Genomic DNA, 18,472 nt, shown 5'->3' on the forward strand with positions numbered 1-18,472 from the left:
GGTATTACCTTGAAACTTTAATTAAGCAGCTTCGCCCACGACAGCGATGGTGATTTCCACCACGACGTCGGTGTGCAGAGCGACCGACACCGGGTGCTCGCCGGTGGTCTTCAGCGGACCGGTCGGCATGCGCACTTGTGCCTTCTCGACGGCGAAACCTTGCTTGGTCAGGGCTTCGGCGATGTCGAAGTTGGTCACGGAACCGAACAGACGGCCGTCGACGCCGGCTTTCTGCGCGATGGTGACGGTCATGCCGTTCAGCTTGTCGCCCTGGGCTTGAGCGGCGGTCAGTTTCTCGGCAGCTGCTTTTTCCAGTTCGGCGCGCTTGACTTCGAACTCGGCCACGGCAGCTTGCGTTGCGCGGCGGGCCATTTTTTGCGGGATCAGGAAGTTACGAGCGTAACCATCCTTGACCTTGACGACGTCGCCCAGGTTGCCGACGTTGACGACTTTTTCCAGCAGGATAACTTGCATTTTATTCTCCAGTAATCTGACTATGCTTGCGGTCGCGACCGACGAATTAAGCGTTGTGCAGGTCGGTGTACGGCAGCAGAGCCAGGTAACGGGCGCGCTTGATCGCGGTATCCACTTGACGCTGGTAGTGCGCCTTGGTGCCGGTCAGGCGTGCCGGCATGATCTTGCCGTTTTCCTGGACGAAATCCTTCAGGGTGTCGACATCTTTGTAGTCAACCTGTTCCACGCCTGCAGCGGTGAAGCGGCAGAATTTCTTACGCTTGAACAGCGGGTTCTGCTGTTTACGCTTCTCTTTGAGCTTAGCTTTGTTTTTGTCGAACTTTTTACCGAATGCCATTTTGAGGCTCCTGTATCTATCTAAAAACGTGCCCGCATTTCGTTACGCGGCACTGAAATCAATGATGTGAAACACCAAGCCTTTGCTGTGACGGCTTTTCCTGGCCAGGAATCCCGTGAAGCGGTACATCGCGCCCAACTCGGCATTGGCAAATCGTCCCGAAATCTCGCCCGCGGCAACCGCGGGAATCTCGAATTCGACCTGCCTGTCCATCCTCGCCTCCGTCTGCGTCGATCCATGTTGCAGGATGCCGCCCACGATGGGGATGCCGGCCGGGGTGTAGCGCAAGGTGTCGCGTTCCAGAATGCTTGCGACCAGCGACAGCTCGTTCACTTACAGCTCGGTGCTCCCGCGAGATTTAGGCGGCTGCGGCCGGAGCGGCGGCCTGCTCGGCGCGGTGGCTCTTGGCTGCGTCTTCGCGCTGGACCGACTTCATCATCGGCGACGGTGCGGTTTCAGCCTTCTTCATCTTCACGGTCAGGTGACGCAGCACGGCATCATTGAATTTGAATGCGGTTTCCAGCTCGACCAGGGTCTCGTTGTCGCACTCGATGTTCATGCAGATGTAGTGTGCCTTCGGCAGCTTCTGGATCTGGTAAGCCATTTGACGACGGCCCCAATCTTCGACGCGGTGGATGTTGCCGCCGCGCGAGGTGACCGTGGTCTTGTAGCGTTCGATCATCGCCGGGACCTGTTCGCTCTGGTCCGGGTGGACGATAAACACGATTTCATAATGACGCATGAAACACTCCTTAAGGACGTTTAAACAAATGCCCACCTCGGCGTCAAGACGAGTGTGGGAAGGGAAAGCCCGACATTATAGCAGCAAAAACGTCAAGCGCGCCATCTTTGACGCACCGCGACGCTGTCGGACACGCGCAGCATGCCGCAACGCAACAGGCTGCGGACGCGCGCCGCGTGCCGCAACGCAACAGGCGGCAAACGCGTGCAGCGGCGCGCTGCACGAAAAAAACTACTAATTCCCCTTGCGCGCCGCGCAATACTGTACAAAAATACAGTCTGATCCCGTACCAACCAAGACGAACATGCTAAAGCTCACCGCACGGCAAGAACAGATCCTTAACCTGATCAAGGAAGCCATCGACAACACCGGCTTCCCGCCGACCCGCGCCGAAATCGCCCAGGAGCTTGGCTTCCGCTCGGCTAATGCCGCCGAGGAACACCTGCAGGCCCTGGCCCGCAAAGGCGCGATCGAAATCTCACCGGGCACCTCGCGCGGTATCCGCCTCGTCGGCCAGGCCACCGCCGAATCCAAGGCCGCGCCCGCCGTGCCGGCCTTCGTGCCCGCCATGCCGCCGAACCTGATGTCGCTGCCGCTCGTGGGCCGTGTCGCTGCCGGCTCGCCCATCCTGGCCCAGGAACACGTCGAAGCGACCTACTCCGTCGACCCCGCGATGTTCTCCAGCAAGCCAGACTTCCTGCTCAAGGTCAAGGGCTGGTCGATGCGCGATGCGGGCATCTGCGACGGCGATTTCCTGGCGGTCAAGAAAGTCGACAACGCCAAGAACGGCCAGATCGTCGTCGCCCGCATCGGCGACGAAGTGACGGTCAAGCGCTACCGCAAGACCGGCTCCACGATCGAGCTGCTGCCCGAAAATCCGGACTTTTCCGTGATCACCGTCGACCCGAGCTCGGACGAGTTCGCGCTGGAAGGCCTGGCGGTCGGTCTGCTGCGCTCCTGGCACTGACGTGCCGTGACCGGTTTCAGCGCGGGTAGACGAAACCCGTGCGGATATCGGTCGGCAGCAGGCGCTTGCCGTCTCGCACCATCAGGCGCTGGGGCGGCTCGTCGCCGGCCAGCGCGCGCCAGATGACCGGCAGCCCCTCGCCCTTGCGCAGCAACTCGTCGCTGCGTTCGAACACGTTGGGGCAGCCCGTCGCCGCAAGCAGCGCCTGCACGATGGTCACCTTCCACGCGTCCACGCCGGCAGCATTGAACTGGCACACCAGATAACCGCCGGTCCCGCCATAGCTGTGCACCAGCAGGCCCGGCAGGCCGTCTTTTTCGCCATCGATCACGGGCACCAGGGCCTGCGGGTCGGCGCCGCGCACCGCCATGGCACGCCGCGCGACCGCAGCCTGCACGCGGCGCTTCATCATGGCGTGGTCGACCGGCTCATCCTCGCGCAGCGTCCAGACGCGGGCCGCGATCTGCGACTTGGCGTTATAGGCCGCGCGCGCCAGAAACTGGCGCGACGACGACTGCACGACCGCCGTGACGCCGGCCTTGTTGCGTTCCTGGGGCCGTCCCTCGACCTTGTCGATGGCGGAGAGATAAATCCAGGGGTCGCCGGACAGCAGGCTTTTTTCCTTGCCCTGTTTGATGGTGATGATGAGCATAGATGGGCTTCGTTGACGGGAGCCGAATGATACAGCAAGGCGTCGTCGCTCCGCCTGTCGGTTCCGTCGCCGCTCCGGTATCCGGTATCATTTACGGATGAATGAGATTTCTTTCCTGCCGTTTGTCATTGGTGTCGCCGGCGGCAGCGGCAGCGGCAAGTCAACGGTGTCCCAGCAAGTGCTGGCGTCGTTCGGCGCCGACATGGTGTCGGTCGTGATGCAGGACGACTACTACTGCGACCAATCCGACCTCCCCCCGGAAGTCCGCCGCAAGCAGAATTACGACCATCCCCGGGCCTTCGACTGGCCACTGCTGGTACGGCACGTCCAGGCCTTGCGCAACGGCGAGGCGATCGAGATGCCGGAGTACGACTTCACGATCGACAACCGTTCCAGCAGAACCATTCCCGTCAAACCGGCTCCGGTGATCGTGATCGAAGGCTTGTTTGCCTTGTATGACGCCGACTTGCGCGACATGATGTCGCTGAAGATCTTTGTCGACACCGCCGCCGACATCCGCTTCATCCGCCGCATGCAAAGGGATATTGCCGAACGCGGCCGCTCGATGGAGAGCGTCGTCGGCCAATATCTGGAAACGGTACGCCCGATGCACAAGCAATTCATCGAGCCGACCAAGCGCCACGCCGACGTCATCCTGCCCCACGGCGCGAATGACCCGGCGGTCGATATCATTACCACCAAGGTGGCGAGCGTCATCGGCCGCTGGAAGCGGCCCTGATCTTCGCGCCGGCACGCACCGTCACTTGCCGCCGTCGTCCCGCGGCGGCGCGTTCTTGACCATCTCGTTGTGCTCCTTGACGTACGCCTCGGTGCCCGCGCGCCAGGCATCGAAGTCGGCGACGACCATGCGGCCGGCCACCTTCGTGTCTTCCGCCAGGCGGTCGCTCACCTCCTTCAGGTGCGCCGTTGCCTTGTCCGTCTCGTCCTTCGTGAGCAGCTTGGCGATATCGTCCGGGATGCGCTTCGTGAGCGGCAAGGACGCGTTCAGGTATTTCACCCAGCGGTTGTGGCACGCCTCCCAGTCCTTCATCTTGCCGCTGTAATAGTCGATTTCCTCGTTGACCTTCGACATGGCCGGGAAGCGCGGCGCCGGGCAGCGGTATTCGTTCGTGCGCAGGTCGGCACCGTCGTACTTCGCGATCCAGTAATCGAGGTCGGCACGCCGCGTCTCGCGCTGCTTCATCAGCTCGAGCGACGCCGTGGCAACCGGGTTCCCCTTGGCCGCCGCCTTCTGGAACCATTGCGCGGCCTTGTCCATGTCGACGCTGCCGGCCTCGCCATAGAAATACATCTCGCCCAGGTGCTGCTGGGCCATCACGTTGCCGGCATTCGCCAGCTTCGTGTATTTCTGCAGGGCTTCCGGATAGGCTTTCTTGGCGAACAGCGCATCCGCCTCCGCCAGCTCGGCGGCGGCATTCGCGGACGAGGCGGCGGCGGCCGGCTTCGCGGCGGCACCCTTCGCCGGAGCTTTGGCGCCCGGCTCGGCGGCCAGCGCGGCACCGCCGCACAGCAGTGCGGCGCACAACAGGACAGTTTTCATGGGCGTGCGATTCTTCGGATAGAGGGATGGCAACACGACGATCATAACCGCAGCGTTACGACGGCATCAACCGTTCAGCGCGTCGCCGAAGTCGGCCAGCAGGTCGGCCGTATCCTCGATGCCCACCGACACGCGGATCAGCGACTCCGCGATGCCCATGCTGGCGCGGCGCTCCGCGCCCATCTCGAAGAAGATCGTGTGCGCGACCGGGATCACGAGCGTGCGCGTGTCGCCCAGGTTGCTGGCCGGGATGCCGACCTTCAGCCGGTTCAGGTAATCGAAGCAGTCGATGCCCTCCTTCAGCTCGAAGCTGAACAGCGAGCCGTAGGCGCGGAACTGCTCGGACGCCAGCTTGTGCTGCGGATGCGAGGCCAGGCCCGGGTAGTAGACGGCGGCGACGCGCTCGTCCGCCTCCAGCATGCGCGCCACCGCCAGCGCGTTCGCGCACGTGCGCTCCATGCGCAGGGCCAGCGTCTCCGCGCCGACCGCGATGTGGTGCGCCGCCTCCGGCGCCAGCGATGCGCCGAAGTCGCGCAGCGCTTTCGCGCGCAACTGCGCCATGCCCTGGGCGGCCGGCGGCTGGCGGCGGAAGTTGTCGGCGATGTTCGGGTAGGCGGACCAGTCGAACACGCCGGTGTCCGTCAGCGCGCCACCCAGCGCCATGCCATGGCCGCCGATCGACTTGGTCAGCGCGTTCACGACGAGGCCGGCACCGACGGCCTTCGGGCGGAACAGATACGGCGTCGTCATTGTGTTGTCGACGACGTACAGGATGCCGCGTGCGCGGCACAGTTCGCCGATGCGGGCCAGGTCGGCGATCTGCGTGCGCGGATTCGCGATCGTTTCGACGAACACCATGCGCGTATTCGGCGTCAAGGCGGCTTCCACGTTGGCGACGTCGGTCGCATCGACGAACGACACTTCGGTGCCTTGCGCGGCCACCGTGTTCCACAGGCTGTTGGTATTCCCGAACAGGAACGAGGACGAGACGACGTGGTCGCCCGCGCGCAGCAGCGCCTGCGCCAGCGCGCCGATCGCGGCCATGCCGGTGGCGAAGCACAGGGTGGCGACGCCGTCTTCCATCTTGCTGATCTTGTCTTCCAGCGCGGAGACGGTCGGGTTGCCCTGGCGGCCGTAGCGGAAGCCCGGCTCCTTGCCCTGGAAGACGGAGGCCAGCTGGCGCGCGTCCGTGTAGCCGAACGCGACCGAGGTGTGGATCGGCTTATGCAGGGAGTTGTGTTCGATCGACTTCCTGCGATCGTTGTGCAGGATGGTGGTGGTGAAGCCGTAGGATGGTTTGTCGCTCATGGTGTCGAAATGAAAATGGGCGCCCGCGGCGCCCAATTATGCAATACAGCGTGCAATACAGCGCCGGCGCGGAGCGCCGGCGTCCGGGCTCATTCCGCCGCGACGGGCGGATTCAAATTCAGCTGCGTGCGCACGATATCGTCCGACGACTTGCCCGACGACTTGTGGCGCACGTTCTCGAGCTGGTCGAGATAGGCCGGCGTGACGTCGCCCGTGATGTAGACGCCGTCGAAGCACGACGCTTCCACGTTCGTCAGGGCCGGATTCACGTCCGAGATCGACTTGCGCAGCGCGTCCAGGTCCTGGTAGACGAGGCGGTCGGCCGTGATCTCGCGGCACACTTCCTCGACGGTGCGGCCGTGGGCGATCAGCTCGTCGCGCGTCGGCATGTCGATGCCGTACACGTTCGGGTACAGCACCGGCGGCGCGGCCGACGCGAAGAAGACCTTGCGGGCGCCCGATTCGCGCGCCATCTGCACGATCTCGCGGCTGGTCGTGCCGCGCACGATGGAGTCGTCGACGAGCAGCACGTTCTTGTCCTTGAATTCGGACGCGATCGCGTTCAGTTTCTGGCGCACGGATTTCCGGCGCATCGTCTGGCCCGGCATGATGAACGTGCGGCCGATGTAGCGGTTCTTGATGAAGCCTTCGCGGTACTCGACGCCGAGCTTCAGCGCGAGCTGGATGGCGGCCGGACGCGACGAATCCGGGATCGGCATGACGACGTCGATCTCTTCGACCGGGATCTCCTTGCGGATCTTCTCGGCCAGGTATTCGCCCATGCGCAGGCGGGTGGCGTACACGGACGCACCGTCGATCACGGAGTCGGGTCGGGCCAGGTAGACGTATTCAAAGGCGCACGGGTTCAGCGACGGATTCTCGGCGCACTGGCGCGTATGCAGCTGGCTGTCGGCGTCGACCCAGACGGCTTCGCCCGGGGCGATGTCGCGCATGAAGCGGAAGCCCAGGCCTTCCAGGGCGACCGATTCGCTGGCCAGCAGGTATTCGGGGCCGTTCTCGGTCTCGTTGATGCCGAGGCACAGCGGACGGATGCCGAACGGGTCGCGGAACGCGAGCAGGCCGTGGCCGGCGATCTGGGCGATGACGGCATAGGCGCCGCGCACGCGGCGGTGCACCTGCGCGACGGCCTTGAACACGGCGTCCGGCGCCAGCGAGTAGCCGTCGGCGGCCTGGGCGATTTCGTGGGCCAGCACGTTCAGCAGGACTTCCGAGTCGGAGTTCGTGTTGACGTGGCGGCGGTCGTTGCGGAACAGTTCTTCCTTCAACTGTTCCTGGTTCGTGAGGTTGCCGTTGTGCGCCAGGGTGATGCCGAACGGGGCATTCACGTAGAACGGCTGCGCTTCTTCTTCGCTGGACGAGCCGGCGGTCGGATAGCGGCAGTGGCCGATGCCGGAATTGCCTTGCAGCGAACGCATGTTGCGCGTGCGGAAAACGTCACGCACGAGGCCGTTGGCCTTGTACATCGAGAACATGCTGCTGTGATTGGTTGCAATCCCCGCCGCATCCTGACCGCGATGCTGCAGCAGCAGCAATGCGTCATACAACAGCTGGTTGACGGGGGCTTGCGAGACGACGCCGACGATGCCACACATGGTGTGCTCCTAAACTTGGACAGCTAAACAAAAGGGTATTTCAAAACTGTACGTGCTGCGCGAAGGCGGCAGGCAAGAAAGGCTTGACCGTGCGCGCTCCCGTTTCCGCCATGGGCGAAAGCAGCGCGTCTTTCCAGAAAGCCTGTTGGGGAATGGAAGTCATCCCGCACAATATGACGCCGGCCAGCACGATTACAATGCCCCGGCCCAATCCGAACAGGCCGCCGAGGCCGCGGTCGGCCAGGGACAGGCCGGAGGCCTCGATCAGGGCGCCGATCGCGAGGGCCAGGAGGCCCATCAGCACGCGCACGCCGAGGAACAATGCAATGAAGGCAACGATCAGCCGCAAGGCTTCGCCCGGAATAACGGATGGTAGCATGGGTGCCAGCTTCGCGCCGAAGGCGTTGGCCACGATGAAGGCCGCCACCCAGCCGAGCAGCGACAGGATTTCCTTGACCAGGCCGCGCATGGTGCTGATGACGACCGACGAGGCCAGAATGAACAACACCACGTAGTCGAAAATCGTCACGGCTTTTCGCGGAATCAGACCGGGGACATGGCGCCGGACATGCCCAGGCGGCCCAGTTTGGCGCGGACTTTCTCGGCGTCTTCCTTGTTCAGGGGACCGACCCGTACGCGGATCAGTTCGCCGGAAGGCGTATTCGTCTTCTGCGTGTACGACGAGATGCCCGCTTCGCGCAGCCTGGCCTGCACTTCGGCCGCCTTTTCCTGGCTCGACAGCGCCGCCACCTGCAGCACGAAACGCTGCGATCCGGACTCGGCCTGCTTGTCCTTCTCGGCCTGTTTGCCTTCGAGGATGGCCAGCGCGCGCGCCGCGTCGTCATGGGACTTGGCGGGCTTGTCGTCCGTCTTCGGCTTGACCGGCTTGTCCTTCTCGGCCAGGCGCGGTTCCGGCTTGGGTTCCTTGTGCTCGACCTTGGGCGCTTCTTTGTGCTCCGGCTTCGGCGCGTCCTTGTGTTCCGGCCTGGCCGGCTCCGGCTTGGGTTCGGGCTTGCGCTCGACCTTCGGCTCAGGCTTGGGCTCGGGCCTCGAAGCTTCCGGCTTCACGGCGGCGACGACCGTCTTCGGTGCGTTTGCTGCCGCCGGTGCATCGACCACCTCTTCGTCCTTGTCGACGCTGTCCACGGCGGACACGGCCTTGCCGGCGGCCGGCACGGGCAGCGGCGCGGCCTTGTCCTTGGCGGGAATCTGGATCGCGATGTCGCCGGCGAGCGGCTTGGGTTCGGAATCGAGCAGCATCGGCAGGCCGACGGCGGCGGCCAGCGCCAGCGCGATGGCGCCGACGAGCCGGCGCCGGGCCCGCTTCTTTTCGGGGAGCATGGGGTCGGCACCAGGACGGCGCGTCGCCCCGCCGCCGGCGTTGCTGGCGCGTTTGGCGCGGGCGCGCTCGCCGATCGCGGCGTCGTCGTCCTTGCTGTAGAAGCGGCCACTGTCCTCGGTGAGGCGGTCCTGCTTGCTTTTACGGGAGAACAAGCCCATGCGGTGTCACGTCAATGAAGAGAGGATTTACGGGCCGCCATCACGCCTGCTACCGTGTAGAACGAGCCAAAGACCACTATTCTATCATCCTGTCCGGCGCGGCTTGTTGCATCTGCGAATGCTTCGGCCGGATTCGCGAACGTTTTGACGGAGAATTCGTCGTCTTTTGCACCCGCCGGCTTCAACGCTTCGAGCTTCGCGGCCAGCACGGCCGGATCGGCCGACCGGGGCGACGGCAGCGCCGCCACGTTCCAGTGGTCGACGTACGGTGCCATGTGTGCGATGACGGCGTCGATGTCCTTGTCCTGCATGATGCCGAGCACGGCGTACGTGAAACGGTGGAACCCCATATTGCTCAGGTTCTGGGCGAGGGTCGCGGCCGCATGCGGATTATGGGCGACGTCGAGGATCGTCGTCGGCCGGCCCGCCAGCACCTGGAAGCGCCCCGGCAGTTCGACGAGCGCGAGACCCGTGCGTACTTCCTGCGCGCCCACCGGCAGCCTGTTCCGCAACGCTTCCAGCGCGGCCAGCGCGGCCGATGCGTTGAGCAGCTGGTTGGCACCGCGTAGCGCCGGATACGCCAGCGAGTTGCGGCGCTGGTTGCGGCCGCCGTAGGCCCACTGCTGCTTGTCGCCCTGGTAGTTGAAGTCGCGGCCCAGCAGCCACAGATCGGCGCCGATTTTTTCCGCGTGGTCGATCAGCGATTGCGGCGGCAGCGGATCGCTGCAGATCGCCGGCTTACCGGGACGGAAGATGCCCGCCTTCTCGAAGCCGATCGCTTCACGCGTGTCGCCGAGATAATCCTTGTGGTCGATGTCGATGCTCGTGACGATGGACACGTCCGCATCGATCACGTTCACGGCATCCAGGCGGCCGCCGAGGCCCACTTCGAGGATCGCCACGTCGACGCCGGACGTCGCCAGCAGATGCATGATGGCGAGCGTCGTGAATTCGAAATACGTCAGGTCGATGTCGCCGCGGCGCGCTTCGACCTCGTTGAACGCGGCGATGAGGGACGCGTCGCTGGCCATCTCGCCGTTGATGCGGGCGCGTTCGTTGAAGTCGAGGAAGTGCGGCTTGATGTACAGGCCGACCTTGTAGCCGCTCTGCAGCAGCATGGCTTCCAGCATGGCGCAGGTCGAGCCCTTGCCGTTGGTGCCGGCGACCATGATCACGGGGCAACTAAAGGCCAGGCCCATGCGCTCCTTGACGGTGCGTACGCGGTCCAGTCCCATATCGATATGGGTTTCGGCATGGCGCGACTCGAGCAGCGCCAGCCAGTCGGGCAAGGTGGTCGGGAGATTGGGCATGGTGGCGTCCGGAATGCACACGCGGCCGGCTGCCTGTCGGAGCAGCCGGCCGCGCGGTGACAACGTATTAAGCGATGACGTCGGCCGGCTGGCTTTGCAGCAGGGCGAGCAGGCGCGCGATTTCTTCGCGCATCTTGCGGCGGTCGACGATCATGTCGACGGCGCCTTTTTGCACCAGGAACTCGGCGCGCTGGAAGCCTTCCGGCAGTTTTTCGCGCACGGTGTTCTCGATCACGCGCGGGCCCGCGAAACCGATCAGGGCTTTCGGCTCGGCGATGACGACGTCGCCCATGAAGGCGAACGAGGCCGAGACGCCGCCCGTCGTCGGGTCGGTCAGCACGCTGATGAACGGCAGTTTTTTCTCGGACAGCTTGGTCAGCATGGCGGTGGTCTTGGCCATCTGCATCAGCGACAGCAGGCCTTCCTGCATGCGCGCCCCGCCGCTGGCGGTGATGGAGATGAACGGCACCTTCTGCTCGAGCGCCACCTGGGCGCCGCGCACGAAACGCTCGCCGAGAACGGAACCCATCGTGCCGGCCATGAATTCGAATTCGAAGCACGCGACGACGACGGGCAGGCTCATGATCGATCCGCCCTGCACGATCAGCGAGTCGGTCTCGCCGGTGGCTTCCATCGCGTCCTTCAGGCGGTCGGGATATTTCTTGCTGTCTTTGAACTTGAGGGTATCGACCGGCAGCACGTCCTGGCCGATCTCGTAGCGGCCGCCTTCATCGAGCAGCGCGTCGAGGCGCTCGCGGGCGCGGATGCGCATGTGGTGGCTGCATTTCGGGCAGACATGCAGGTTCGACTCCAGGTCGGCGCGGTACAAAACCGATTCGCACGACGGGCACTTGACCCACAGGCCTTCGGGCATCGTCTGGCGTTTGGCGGCATCGGAGCGCTGGATCCGGGGGGGCAGCAGCTTTTCCAACCAACTCATGTTCTCTCCTTTGCGGCAATTCTGGAATTGGGCGTAGTGTAGCCGTTCGCATCAGGCTTGTCGAATTCTTGCCGTAAATTACTTGCCCTTTTGATAAAGTTGCGCTAGTAGAAATAAGAACCGGGGTCAGAGCCCGGATTTTGGAAATTTCCCAAAATCGGGCTCTGACCCCGGTTCATTTACGATCAGCGGGCGTCCAACGCTTCCCGAATGCCCGCGACGAAGGCGCGCACGGCCGCCGGCCCCTGCTCCTTCGGCGTGTTTTCCAGCTCCTGGATGATGCGGCTGCCGATCACGACGGCGTCCGCCACCGCCGCCACCGACTTGGCGGTCGCAGCGTCGCGGATGCCGAAGCCGACGCCGATCGGCAGCTTGACGTGCTCGCGGATCGCGGCCACGCGCTTGGCCACGTCGGCCGTGTCGATGCCGCCCGCGCCCGTCACGCCCTTCAGCGACACGTAATAGCTGAAACCACTGCCGTGGCGCGCCACCTGTTTGATGCGCTCGACGGTCGACGTCGGGGCCAGCAGGAAGATCAGGTCGAGATCGTTGGCTTTCATTTCGGCGGCGAACGCTTCGCATTCTTCCGGCGGGTAGTCGACGACGATGGCGCCGTCGGCACCGGCCGCCTTGGCGCGGCGGACGAATTCGCTCTGGCCCATGCGCTCGATGGGGTTCGCGTAACCCATCAGCACGACCGGGGTGTGCTGGTTGGTCTTGCGGAATTCCGCGACCTGCGCGAACACGTCGGTCATGCTGACGCCGAACGTGAGGGCGCGTTCGCAGGCGCGCTGGATGACGGGCCCTTCCGCCATCGGATCGGAGAACGGGACGCCGAGTTCGAGGACGTCGGCGCCGCCTTCCACGAGCGCGTGCAGCAGCGGGACGGTCAGTTCCGGGGCCGGGTCGCCGGCGGTGATGAAGGTGACGAGGCCGGTCTTGCCCTGTTCTTTGAGGGCGTCGAAGGTTTGTGCGATACGGGACATGCTGTGATTCCTTTTGTAGGTGGTTGCAATGGGTGACAGGGCTCAGCCGAAGTTGAGTCCCGCCCGTTGCGCCACGGTGTGCATGTCCTTGTCGCCGCGGCCCGACAGGTTCACCAGGATGATCTGGTCGCTTGGCAGCGTCGGCGCCAGCTTGGCGGCGTAGGCGATCGCGTGCGACGATTCCAGCGCCGGGATGATGCCCTCGATGCGGCAGCAGTCGTGGAAGGCGGCCAGCGCCTCGTCGTCCGTGATCGACACGTATTGCGCGCGCTGGCTGTCCTTCAGCCACGCGTGTTCCGGACCGACGCCCGGATAATCCAGGCCGGCCGACACGGAGTGCGTCTCGATGATCTGACCATGCTCGTCCTGCAGCAGGTACGTGCGGTTGCCGTGCAGGACGCCCGGGAAACCGGCCGTCAGCGATGCCGCGTGCTTGCCGGAGTCGAGGCCCTCGCCCGCCGCCTCGACACCCACCAGCTTCACGCCCGGCTCATCGATGTACGGATAAAAGATGCCCATCGCGTTCGAGCCGCCGCCAATGCAGGCGACGACGTAGTCCGGCTGGCGGCCCGTCATCTGCGGCATCTGCACGCGGCATTCCTCGCCGATCACGGACTGGAAGTCGCGCACCATCATCGGATACGGGTGCGGACCGGCGACCGTGCCGATGATGTAGAACGTGTTCTCGATGTTCGTGACCCAGTCGCGCATCGCCTCGTTCAGCGCGTCCTTCAAGGTCTTCGAGCCCGATTCCACCGGCACGACGGTCGCGCCCAGGAGCTTCATGCGGTAGACGTTCTGCGCCTGGCGCTTGACGTCCTCGCTGCCCATGTAAATGACGCATTCGAGGCCGAAGCGGGCGCAGATCGTGGCCGTCGCGACGCCGTGCTGGCCGGCGCCCGTCTCGGCGATGATGCGCGGCTTGCCCATGCGTTTCGCGAGCAGCGCCTGGCCGATCACGTTGTTGATCTTGTGGGCGCCGGTGTGGTTCAGGTCTTCGCGCTTGAAGTAGATCTGCGCGCCGCCCCCCTGCTGCGACCAGCGCTTGGCGTGGTAGACGGGCGACGGACGGCCGACGAAGTGAGCCAGCTCGTAGCGGAATTCTTCGAGGAACTCGGGGTCCTGGCTGTAGCGCGCGTAGGCGTCGTTCAGCTCGGCCAGCGCGTGGCTGAGCGTCTCGGCGACGAACGAGCCGCCGTAGGGGCCGAAGTGGCCGGTGGTGTCCGGCAGCTGGTAGTCGGGGGTCTTGAACAGCGCTTGGGCGCCGTCAGCTTGATTGGCTTTCATGGTGTGTCAGGCTTTCAATGGTGGCATCGCCGGCCCGCACCGCGTCGACGAACGCGGCAATCTTGCGGGCATCCTTGATCCCCTTGCTCGCCTCGACACCGCTACTGATGTCGACCGCGAAGGGGCGTACTTGCGCCACCGCGCCAGTCACGTTGTGTACGCTCAAGCCACCACTCAAAACGACCCGAGGCGCGAGCTCTTTTGGAATAAGAGACCAATCGAAAACCTTTCCTGCGCCGCCGTAGGCGTCCACGTATGTGTCGAGCAGCAGGCCCGAGAACCACGGAGACGCGGCGCGGTATTGAGCTTCCGATTCTAGCAAATCGGCGACCGTCGTGTCAGGTTTTACGCGATACGCCCGCGTGAACGGCCGCTGCACGGCGGCGGCCAGTTGCGCGCACTGCTCGGGCGTTTCGTCGCCGTGGAATTGCAGCAGTGAGACCGGGCCTGCCGTGACGACGGCGCTCACCTCTTCCACCGTCGCGTTGACGAACAGCGCGACGGCGTTCACGTACGGCGGCAGTGCGCGCGCCAGCTCGGCGTAGCGCGCCGCGGTGACGTAGCGCGGGCTCTTGGGATAGAACACGAAGCCGAGTGCGTCGGCGCCGGCATCGACGGCGGCGTGCAGGTCTTGTTCGCGGGTGATGCCGCAGATTTTGATTCGGGTACGTGGCATATCGAGGGGTCAGAGCCCGGTGTCGCTTCTCCAAGGGCTCTGACCCCGGAGTTGCCAGCCGTTGCTCAGCCGGTTATTGGGTTTCGGGTTGTTGGGGCTGAGCGGCTAGGAACCGGGGTCAGAGCCCCTAAAAAGGCAACACCGGGCTCTGACCCTCTGCTTCCTAAAAAGGCAACACCGGGCTCTGAACCCTTTGCTCCTGCGGCAAGCCCCACTTCGGATCGTAGTCGATTGTAGCAAGGTACAGCCCATCCGGCATGAAGGTCGGCGCGGCGGCGTCGCGCGAGCGCGCGTCCAGCACCTCGGCCATCCAGCCCGGCTCGTTGCGCCCCGTGCCCACGTAGATCAGCGAACCGACGATGTTGCGCACCATATGATGCAGGAACGCCGAGGCCCGCACCGTGAACACGATGACGTCGCCCGTGCGCTGGATGCCGACTTCATGCATCTGCTTCACGGGCGAATTCGCCTGGCAGCCGGACGCGCGGAAGCTGGAAAAGTCGTGCGTGCCGATCAGGTGCGCGGCCGCTTCGCGCATGCGCTCGACGTCGAGCGGACGAAACACCCAGCCGGCGCGTCCCGCCAGCAGCGCGGACGGGTTGGCGTGGTTGTACAGCACGTAGTGATAGGTGCGCGAGCGGGCCGAGAAGCGCGCATGAAAATCCTGGCCCTCGGCATCGGGCGCGACCACGTGGGCCCAGCGCACCACGATCGACTCGGGCAGGAAGGCGTTCGTGCCGCGGACCCATGATTGCGGCGCGCGTTCGAGGTCCGTGTCGAAATGGACGACCTGCTCGATGGCGTGCACGCCGGCGTCGGTGCGGCCGGCGCACGTCGTCGCGAGCGGCGTGCAGGCGAATTTTTCGAGCGCGATTTCCAGCTGATCCTGGACCGTGTCGCGCGATGGTTGTTTCTGATACCCGTTCCAGGCGGTGCCCACGTACTGGACACCCAAAGCGATGCGTGTCAAACCGTCTTACCTTACGCCAGTGCAGAGCGCATCGAGCTGGCGCGTGCCGCCTGCTCGGGATTGCCGCCGCGGATGACTTCGTCGAGCAGCTCGCGCGCCCCTTCCTTGTCGCCGATTTCCTGGTAGGCGATGGCGAGATCCAGCTTCGTCTCCATCTCCATGTGGGCCGCCGACAGCGCGGCCGTATCGGCCGGCGCGGCCGGCGCCGCGAATGCCGGCTCGGACAACGCCTGCACTTCCGGCAGCGGCAACGAACCGTCGGCCGGCAGGTCGAGGTCGAAGCCGCCCATGTCGAATTGCGGCGCGGCCGGTTCGAGCACGATGCGGTCCGGCTCGGCGAACATCGATTCGGCCGGCGCCGGCGTGGCCGGAATGTCGAACAGGTGCTCGTCCAGCGCGGCCGTCGGGATCGACGCCGGGCTGGACGCGCGCGGCGTCTCGGGCACATCGAAGTCCATCGCGTCGAGGTCGAACAGCGGGTCCCGCTCCGCGGCTGCGGCGTGCGGCTCCGGCTCGGCCGGCAGGCTGGCCTGCAGTTCCGTCGGCAGGTCCGGCAGGTCGAACTCGCGCGCCAGGTTGGCCATCTCGATGTCGGCCGCGGCGGCGGTTGCCGCGGCCGGAGCCAGCAAGTCGTCATCCGTGTGCACTTCCAGCTGCGGCACCGGATTCTCGGCCGGGGCGGCGAAATCCATATCGAACGAGAAGTCGAGCGGGTCGTGCTCGGCCTTGTCGAGGGACGCGGCCGCCTCGGCCGGCGCGCTCGGTTCGGCCGCTGCGGCCGGCGCCGGCGCGGCGGTCGGCTGCTCGAAGGCGCTCATGTCGAATTCGAGATCGGGCACGTCGCCCATGTCGGCGAGCGGCTGCGCCGCTTGCGGCGCGTTCGCCTGCTCGACGGGTTCGAAGGCCAGGCCACCCAGGTCGAAGTCGAGCATGTGGTCGTCTTCCACCGGCGCCGGTTCGGTCGACGGTGCGTTGGTCACGGGCGTCGGTGCCGGCTGGGCCGTCGCCATCGCGTCGGCGAAATGCTGGCTGAAATCCATCGGCTCGTCGAGCGGTGCGGGCGCCGTCTCGTTCAGGTGAGTTTCTGCCGCGGGCGGGGCGGCCGGCGCGCTGAATACATCGTCCAGTTCCTTCGACAGCAAAACCTTCTGGCCCAGTTCCTCGGTGCTGGGCGCCGGGCCGGCCGGCGCGGCGCTGTGCGCGTACAGCGGGTTGAGCGGATCGATCGACAGGCCCAGCGCGGCAGCCTGCGCCCATTCGTCGCCCTGGCCGCGCGTCATGGTGTAGAGCTCCGTGGCCTGCGCCTCGAACGCGCGCTGGTCCTTGCGCGCGGCATAGATCTCGAGCAGCTTCAGGCGCACCGGATAACGCTCCGGATGCGTACGCAGGGCTTCCTTGAGGATTTCCTCGGCTTGCGCGTCGCGGCCGTAGGCGATGTAGACGTCGGCTTCCGCGACCGGATCCACTTCGTTCGTGTCGAGCTGGCTGGCCGACGGCGCGAAGCTGGAATTGAAGACGCTGTTGTTCGTGTCGACGCTCTGCCCGCCCGTCTCGGCGAACATCGAGTGCGCCGGCTCGGCCGGCACGCCGAGGATCGACGGTTCAGCGACGGTCTTGACAACCGTCTTCTTGCGGCGCTGGGCGACGAGCAGGCCGCCCAGCAGCAGCGCAGCCGCGGCACCGCCGACCAGCGGCAGGTTGTTCATGATGAAGTCCAGCAGGCCCGGTTCCGGCGGTGCGGCCGGTTTCGCGGCGGGCTTGATGGACGGCAGCTTCTTGGCCGCGGGCTGGTCCTGCGGCGCGGTCGCGGCGGCGACCGGCGGTTTCGCCGGCGTCGCGGACGGCTGAGCCGGCGCGGGCGGCGTCGACGCGTTCTTTTCCGCTTCGGCGCCGGCACGGCTCTTGATCGTGGCGATCTTCTCGAGGTCGTTCACATTGCGTTCGAGCTCACGCACGCGCGCCTGCGCATCGGCCAGGGCTTTTTCCTTGGCGATGCGGTCCTCGGTGCTCATCGTCGTGCCCTTGCCGGAAGGCAGATCGGGCGCGGCCTTCGACAAGCGCAGCTTGTCCTGGGATTCGTTGGCGGCCGTCGGGCGTTCCTCGACCTTGGCCGTGATCTTGCCGGCCGCGCTCTGTCCCGGCTCCGGGGTCTTGACGGGCTCGGACGCGCCCACCTGGCCCGCCAGCTTGTTGCGGTAGGCGTTGAAATCGGCCGCGTGGGCGACGACGACGCCATGCGCCTCGGTGTCGTCCGTGCCGCGCACAACGTCGGCCGAGGGCACGGTCAGGATGCGGCCCGACTTGAGGCGGTTCATGTTGTTGCCGATGAAGGCATCCGGATTGGCGCGGTACAGCGCGACGAGCATCATGTCGAGCGATACGTCGACGGGCTTGAGCTGGGCGGCGATGCGGCCCAGGCTGTCGCCCTGCTTGACGCGGTACTTCGACGACGCGGCGCCCTCGCCTTCCGCGGCCGCGCGATCGTTGCGGCGCTGCGGACGGCCAGCAATACGCTCCATTTCCTGAGGACGCGCAGCGTCCATGGTCGACGGCGCCGGTGCCGCCTGCGAGCGCGGGGCCGGCGCGGCGCGCGTCTCGCTGGCCGCGACCTGGGCCGACTGCGTCGCGCGCAGCTCGGCCGGGTCGAGCAGGAACGTGTACTCGCGTACGAGGCGGCCGTTGTTCCACGACAGTTCCAGCAGCATGTCGACGAACGGCTCGTTCAGCGGCTGCGTGGAGCTGACGCGGATGAACTGGCGGCCGCCGCGCTGCTCGACATTGAAGCGCAGCGACAGCAGGGCCGGATTGAAATCGATGTTGGCCGCCTTGAACGCATCCGGCGACGCCAGCTTGGCCGTGAGGCCGGACGCCTCGTCTCCGGACACCGCCGTCAATTCGATCTCGGCGCGCAGCGGCTGGCCGAGCGCGGACAACACCGTGAGCTTGCCGAGACCGGCCGCATGCGCCGCGGACGTCAGGACCAGCGCACTTGCGACCGCCGCGGTGAGCTTCTTCAGCGCGGACGACTTCATCGGGAGGCGGTGAGTGACATGCATAGATTCGAAAGCGGAGTGGGTTGACGGGGGCGAACGACCATGCCCGGAGGTCCCAGCAACATATCATCATGCACTGTGGCATGCAAGTTCTGC

Annotated in this window: 19 protein-coding genes; 2 read left to right on the top strand and 17 right to left on the bottom strand. The window is 65.4% G+C overall.

What is annotated here, in order from left to right:
- Positions 1-21: 21 nt before the first annotated feature.
- The 4 genes from rplI to rpsF are packed head-to-tail and all read right to left on the bottom strand — an operon-like array spanning position 22 to position 1,553.
- Positions 22-474, bottom strand: coding sequence for a 50S ribosomal protein L9 (gene rplI, locus BVG12_RS12590; protein WP_075792682.1), 453 nt, complete (start codon positions 472-474; stop codon positions 22-24).
- 46 nt (positions 475-520) lie between these two features.
- Positions 521-811, bottom strand: coding sequence for a 30S ribosomal protein S18 (rpsR, locus tag BVG12_RS12595; protein ID WP_020656854.1), 291 nt, complete (start codon positions 809-811; stop codon positions 521-523).
- Positions 812-853: 42 nt separating this feature from the next.
- A complete protein-coding gene (priB, locus tag BVG12_RS12600; protein WP_075792683.1) occupies positions 854-1,144 on the bottom strand; it encodes a primosomal replication protein N in 291 nt (96 codons plus the stop codon).
- 25 nt (positions 1,145-1,169) lie between these two features.
- Positions 1,170-1,553, bottom strand: a complete 384-nt coding sequence (rpsF, locus tag BVG12_RS12605; RefSeq protein ID WP_036232978.1) for a 30S ribosomal protein S6 — start codon at positions 1,551-1,553, stop codon at positions 1,170-1,172.
- Positions 1,554-1,857: 304 nt separating this feature from the next.
- Here rpsF and lexA point away from each other — a divergent pair, with 304 nt between their 5' ends.
- A complete protein-coding gene (gene lexA / locus BVG12_RS12610; protein ID WP_075792684.1) occupies positions 1,858-2,520 on the top strand; it encodes a transcriptional repressor LexA in 663 nt (220 codons plus the stop codon).
- Between the two features lie 16 nt (positions 2,521-2,536).
- Here the strand turns inward: lexA and BVG12_RS12615 are convergent, their stop codons facing one another.
- Complete coding sequence (locus BVG12_RS12615; protein WP_075792685.1) at positions 2,537-3,172, bottom strand: class I SAM-dependent rRNA methyltransferase; 636 nt, start codon at positions 3,170-3,172, stop codon at positions 2,537-2,539.
- 97 nt (positions 3,173-3,269) lie between these two features.
- On the opposite strand from BVG12_RS12615, the gene udk reads away from it, so the two are divergent.
- On the top strand, positions 3,270-3,911 hold the full coding sequence (gene udk, locus BVG12_RS12620) for a uridine kinase (protein ID WP_075792686.1): 642 nt from the start codon (positions 3,270-3,272) through the stop codon (positions 3,909-3,911).
- 21 nt (positions 3,912-3,932) lie between these two features.
- Here udk and BVG12_RS12625 read toward each other — a convergent pair whose 3' ends face one another.
- The 12 genes from BVG12_RS12625 to BVG12_RS12680 all read right to left on the bottom strand — a co-directional run bounded on the left by BVG12_RS12625 (position 3,933) and on the right by BVG12_RS12680 (position 18,379).
- Complete coding sequence (locus BVG12_RS12625; RefSeq protein ID WP_229503869.1) at positions 3,933-4,733, bottom strand: tetratricopeptide repeat protein; 801 nt, start codon at positions 4,731-4,733, stop codon at positions 3,933-3,935.
- Between the two features lie 66 nt (positions 4,734-4,799).
- The gene (locus BVG12_RS12630) at positions 4,800-6,041 is read right to left on the bottom strand and encodes a cystathionine gamma-synthase family protein (protein WP_075796337.1); all 1,242 of its coding nucleotides are present in this window, start codon (positions 6,039-6,041) and stop codon (positions 4,800-4,802) included.
- 89 nt (positions 6,042-6,130) lie between these two features.
- Positions 6,131-7,654 carry an amidophosphoribosyltransferase gene (gene purF / locus BVG12_RS12635; RefSeq protein WP_075792687.1) on the bottom strand — a complete coding sequence of 508 codons (1,524 nt, stop codon included), beginning with the start codon at positions 7,652-7,654 and terminating at the stop codon, positions 6,131-6,133.
- Positions 7,655-7,694: 40 nt separating this feature from the next.
- Positions 7,695-8,183, bottom strand: coding sequence for a CvpA family protein (locus tag BVG12_RS12640; RefSeq protein WP_056440455.1), 489 nt, complete (start codon positions 8,181-8,183; stop codon positions 7,695-7,697).
- A 14-nt stretch (positions 8,184-8,197) separates the two neighbouring features.
- Positions 8,198-9,154, bottom strand: coding sequence for an SPOR domain-containing protein (locus BVG12_RS12645; protein WP_075792688.1), 957 nt, complete (start codon positions 9,152-9,154; stop codon positions 8,198-8,200).
- Positions 9,155-9,165: 11 nt separating this feature from the next.
- On the bottom strand, positions 9,166-10,464 hold the full coding sequence (folC, locus tag BVG12_RS12650; protein WP_075792689.1) for a bifunctional tetrahydrofolate synthase/dihydrofolate synthase: 1,299 nt from the start codon (positions 10,462-10,464) through the stop codon (positions 9,166-9,168).
- Between the two features lie 67 nt (positions 10,465-10,531).
- Positions 10,532-11,404 (bottom strand): acetyl-CoA carboxylase, carboxyltransferase subunit beta, encoded by an 873-nt coding sequence (gene accD / locus BVG12_RS12655; RefSeq protein ID WP_075792690.1) that lies wholly within the window; start codon positions 11,402-11,404, stop codon positions 10,532-10,534.
- 185 nt (positions 11,405-11,589) lie between these two features.
- Positions 11,590-12,390, bottom strand: a complete 801-nt coding sequence (trpA, locus tag BVG12_RS12660) for a tryptophan synthase subunit alpha (RefSeq protein WP_075792691.1) — start codon at positions 12,388-12,390, stop codon at positions 11,590-11,592.
- Between the two features lie 42 nt (positions 12,391-12,432).
- Entirely contained in the window at positions 12,433-13,677 is a 1,245-nt protein-coding gene (gene trpB / locus BVG12_RS12665; RefSeq protein ID WP_075792692.1) for a tryptophan synthase subunit beta, read from the bottom strand.
- Positions 13,658-14,353 carry a phosphoribosylanthranilate isomerase gene (locus tag BVG12_RS12670; protein ID WP_075792693.1) on the bottom strand — a complete coding sequence of 232 codons (696 nt, stop codon included), beginning with the start codon at positions 14,351-14,353 and terminating at the stop codon, positions 13,658-13,660. Before BVG12_RS12670 ends, trpB begins: the two co-directional genes overlap by 20 nt.
- Positions 14,354-14,516: 163 nt before the next feature.
- The gene (gene truA, locus BVG12_RS12675) at positions 14,517-15,323 is read right to left on the bottom strand and encodes a tRNA pseudouridine(38-40) synthase TruA (protein ID WP_075792694.1); all 807 of its coding nucleotides are present in this window, start codon (positions 15,321-15,323) and stop codon (positions 14,517-14,519) included.
- Between the two features lie 11 nt (positions 15,324-15,334).
- Positions 15,335-18,379 (bottom strand): motility hub landmark protein FimV, encoded by a 3,045-nt coding sequence (locus BVG12_RS12680; protein ID WP_075792695.1) that lies wholly within the window; start codon positions 18,377-18,379, stop codon positions 15,335-15,337.
- Between the last annotated feature and the right edge of the window lie 93 nt (positions 18,380-18,472).

It is taken from the genome of Massilia putida, from assembly GCF_001941825.1.
Lineage (GTDB): Bacteria > Pseudomonadota > Gammaproteobacteria > Burkholderiales > Burkholderiaceae_D > Telluria > Telluria putida.

Bases quoted from the DNA above. Each gene is read 5' to 3' on its own strand.
- folC (WP_075792689.1), bottom strand. From the start codon at position 10,464: ATGCCCAATCTCCCGACCACCTTGCCCGACTGGCTGGCGCTGCTCGAG.
- BVG12_RS12680 (WP_075792695.1), bottom strand. From the start codon at position 18,379: ATGCATGTCACTCACCGCCTCCCGATGAAGTCGTCCGCGCTGAAGAAG.
- rplI (WP_075792682.1), bottom strand. From the start codon at position 474: ATGCAAGTTATCCTGCTGGAAAAAGTCGTCAACGTCGGCAACCTGGGC.
- BVG12_RS12645 (WP_075792688.1), bottom strand. From the start codon at position 9,154: ATGGGCTTGTTCTCCCGTAAAAGCAAGCAGGACCGCCTCACCGAGGAC.
- rpsF (WP_036232978.1), bottom strand. From the start codon at position 1,553: ATGCGTCATTATGAAATCGTGTTTATCGTCCACCCGGACCAGAGCGAA.
- rpsR (WP_020656854.1), bottom strand. From the start codon at position 811: ATGGCATTCGGTAAAAAGTTCGACAAAAACAAAGCTAAGCTCAAAGAG.
- BVG12_RS12670 (WP_075792693.1), bottom strand. From the start codon at position 14,353: ATGCCACGTACCCGAATCAAAATCTGCGGCATCACCCGCGAACAAGAC.
- purF (WP_075792687.1), bottom strand. From the start codon at position 7,654: ATGTGTGGCATCGTCGGCGTCGTCTCGCAAGCCCCCGTCAACCAGCTG.
- trpB (WP_075792692.1), bottom strand. From the start codon at position 13,677: ATGAAAGCCAATCAAGCTGACGGCGCCCAAGCGCTGTTCAAGACCCCC.
- udk (WP_075792686.1), top strand. From the start codon at position 3,270: ATGAATGAGATTTCTTTCCTGCCGTTTGTCATTGGTGTCGCCGGCGGC.
- BVG12_RS12630 (WP_075796337.1), bottom strand. From the start codon at position 6,041: ATGAGCGACAAACCATCCTACGGCTTCACCACCACCATCCTGCACAAC.
- BVG12_RS12615 (WP_075792685.1), bottom strand. From the start codon at position 3,172: ATGCTCATCATCACCATCAAACAGGGCAAGGAAAAAAGCCTGCTGTCC.
- lexA (WP_075792684.1), top strand. From the start codon at position 1,858: ATGCTAAAGCTCACCGCACGGCAAGAACAGATCCTTAACCTGATCAAG.
- BVG12_RS12625 (WP_229503869.1), bottom strand. From the start codon at position 4,733: ATGAAAACTGTCCTGTTGTGCGCCGCACTGCTGTGCGGCGGTGCCGCG.
- trpA (WP_075792691.1), bottom strand. From the start codon at position 12,390: ATGTCCCGTATCGCACAAACCTTCGACGCCCTCAAAGAACAGGGCAAG.
- accD (WP_075792690.1), bottom strand. From the start codon at position 11,404: ATGAGTTGGTTGGAAAAGCTGCTGCCCCCCCGGATCCAGCGCTCCGAT.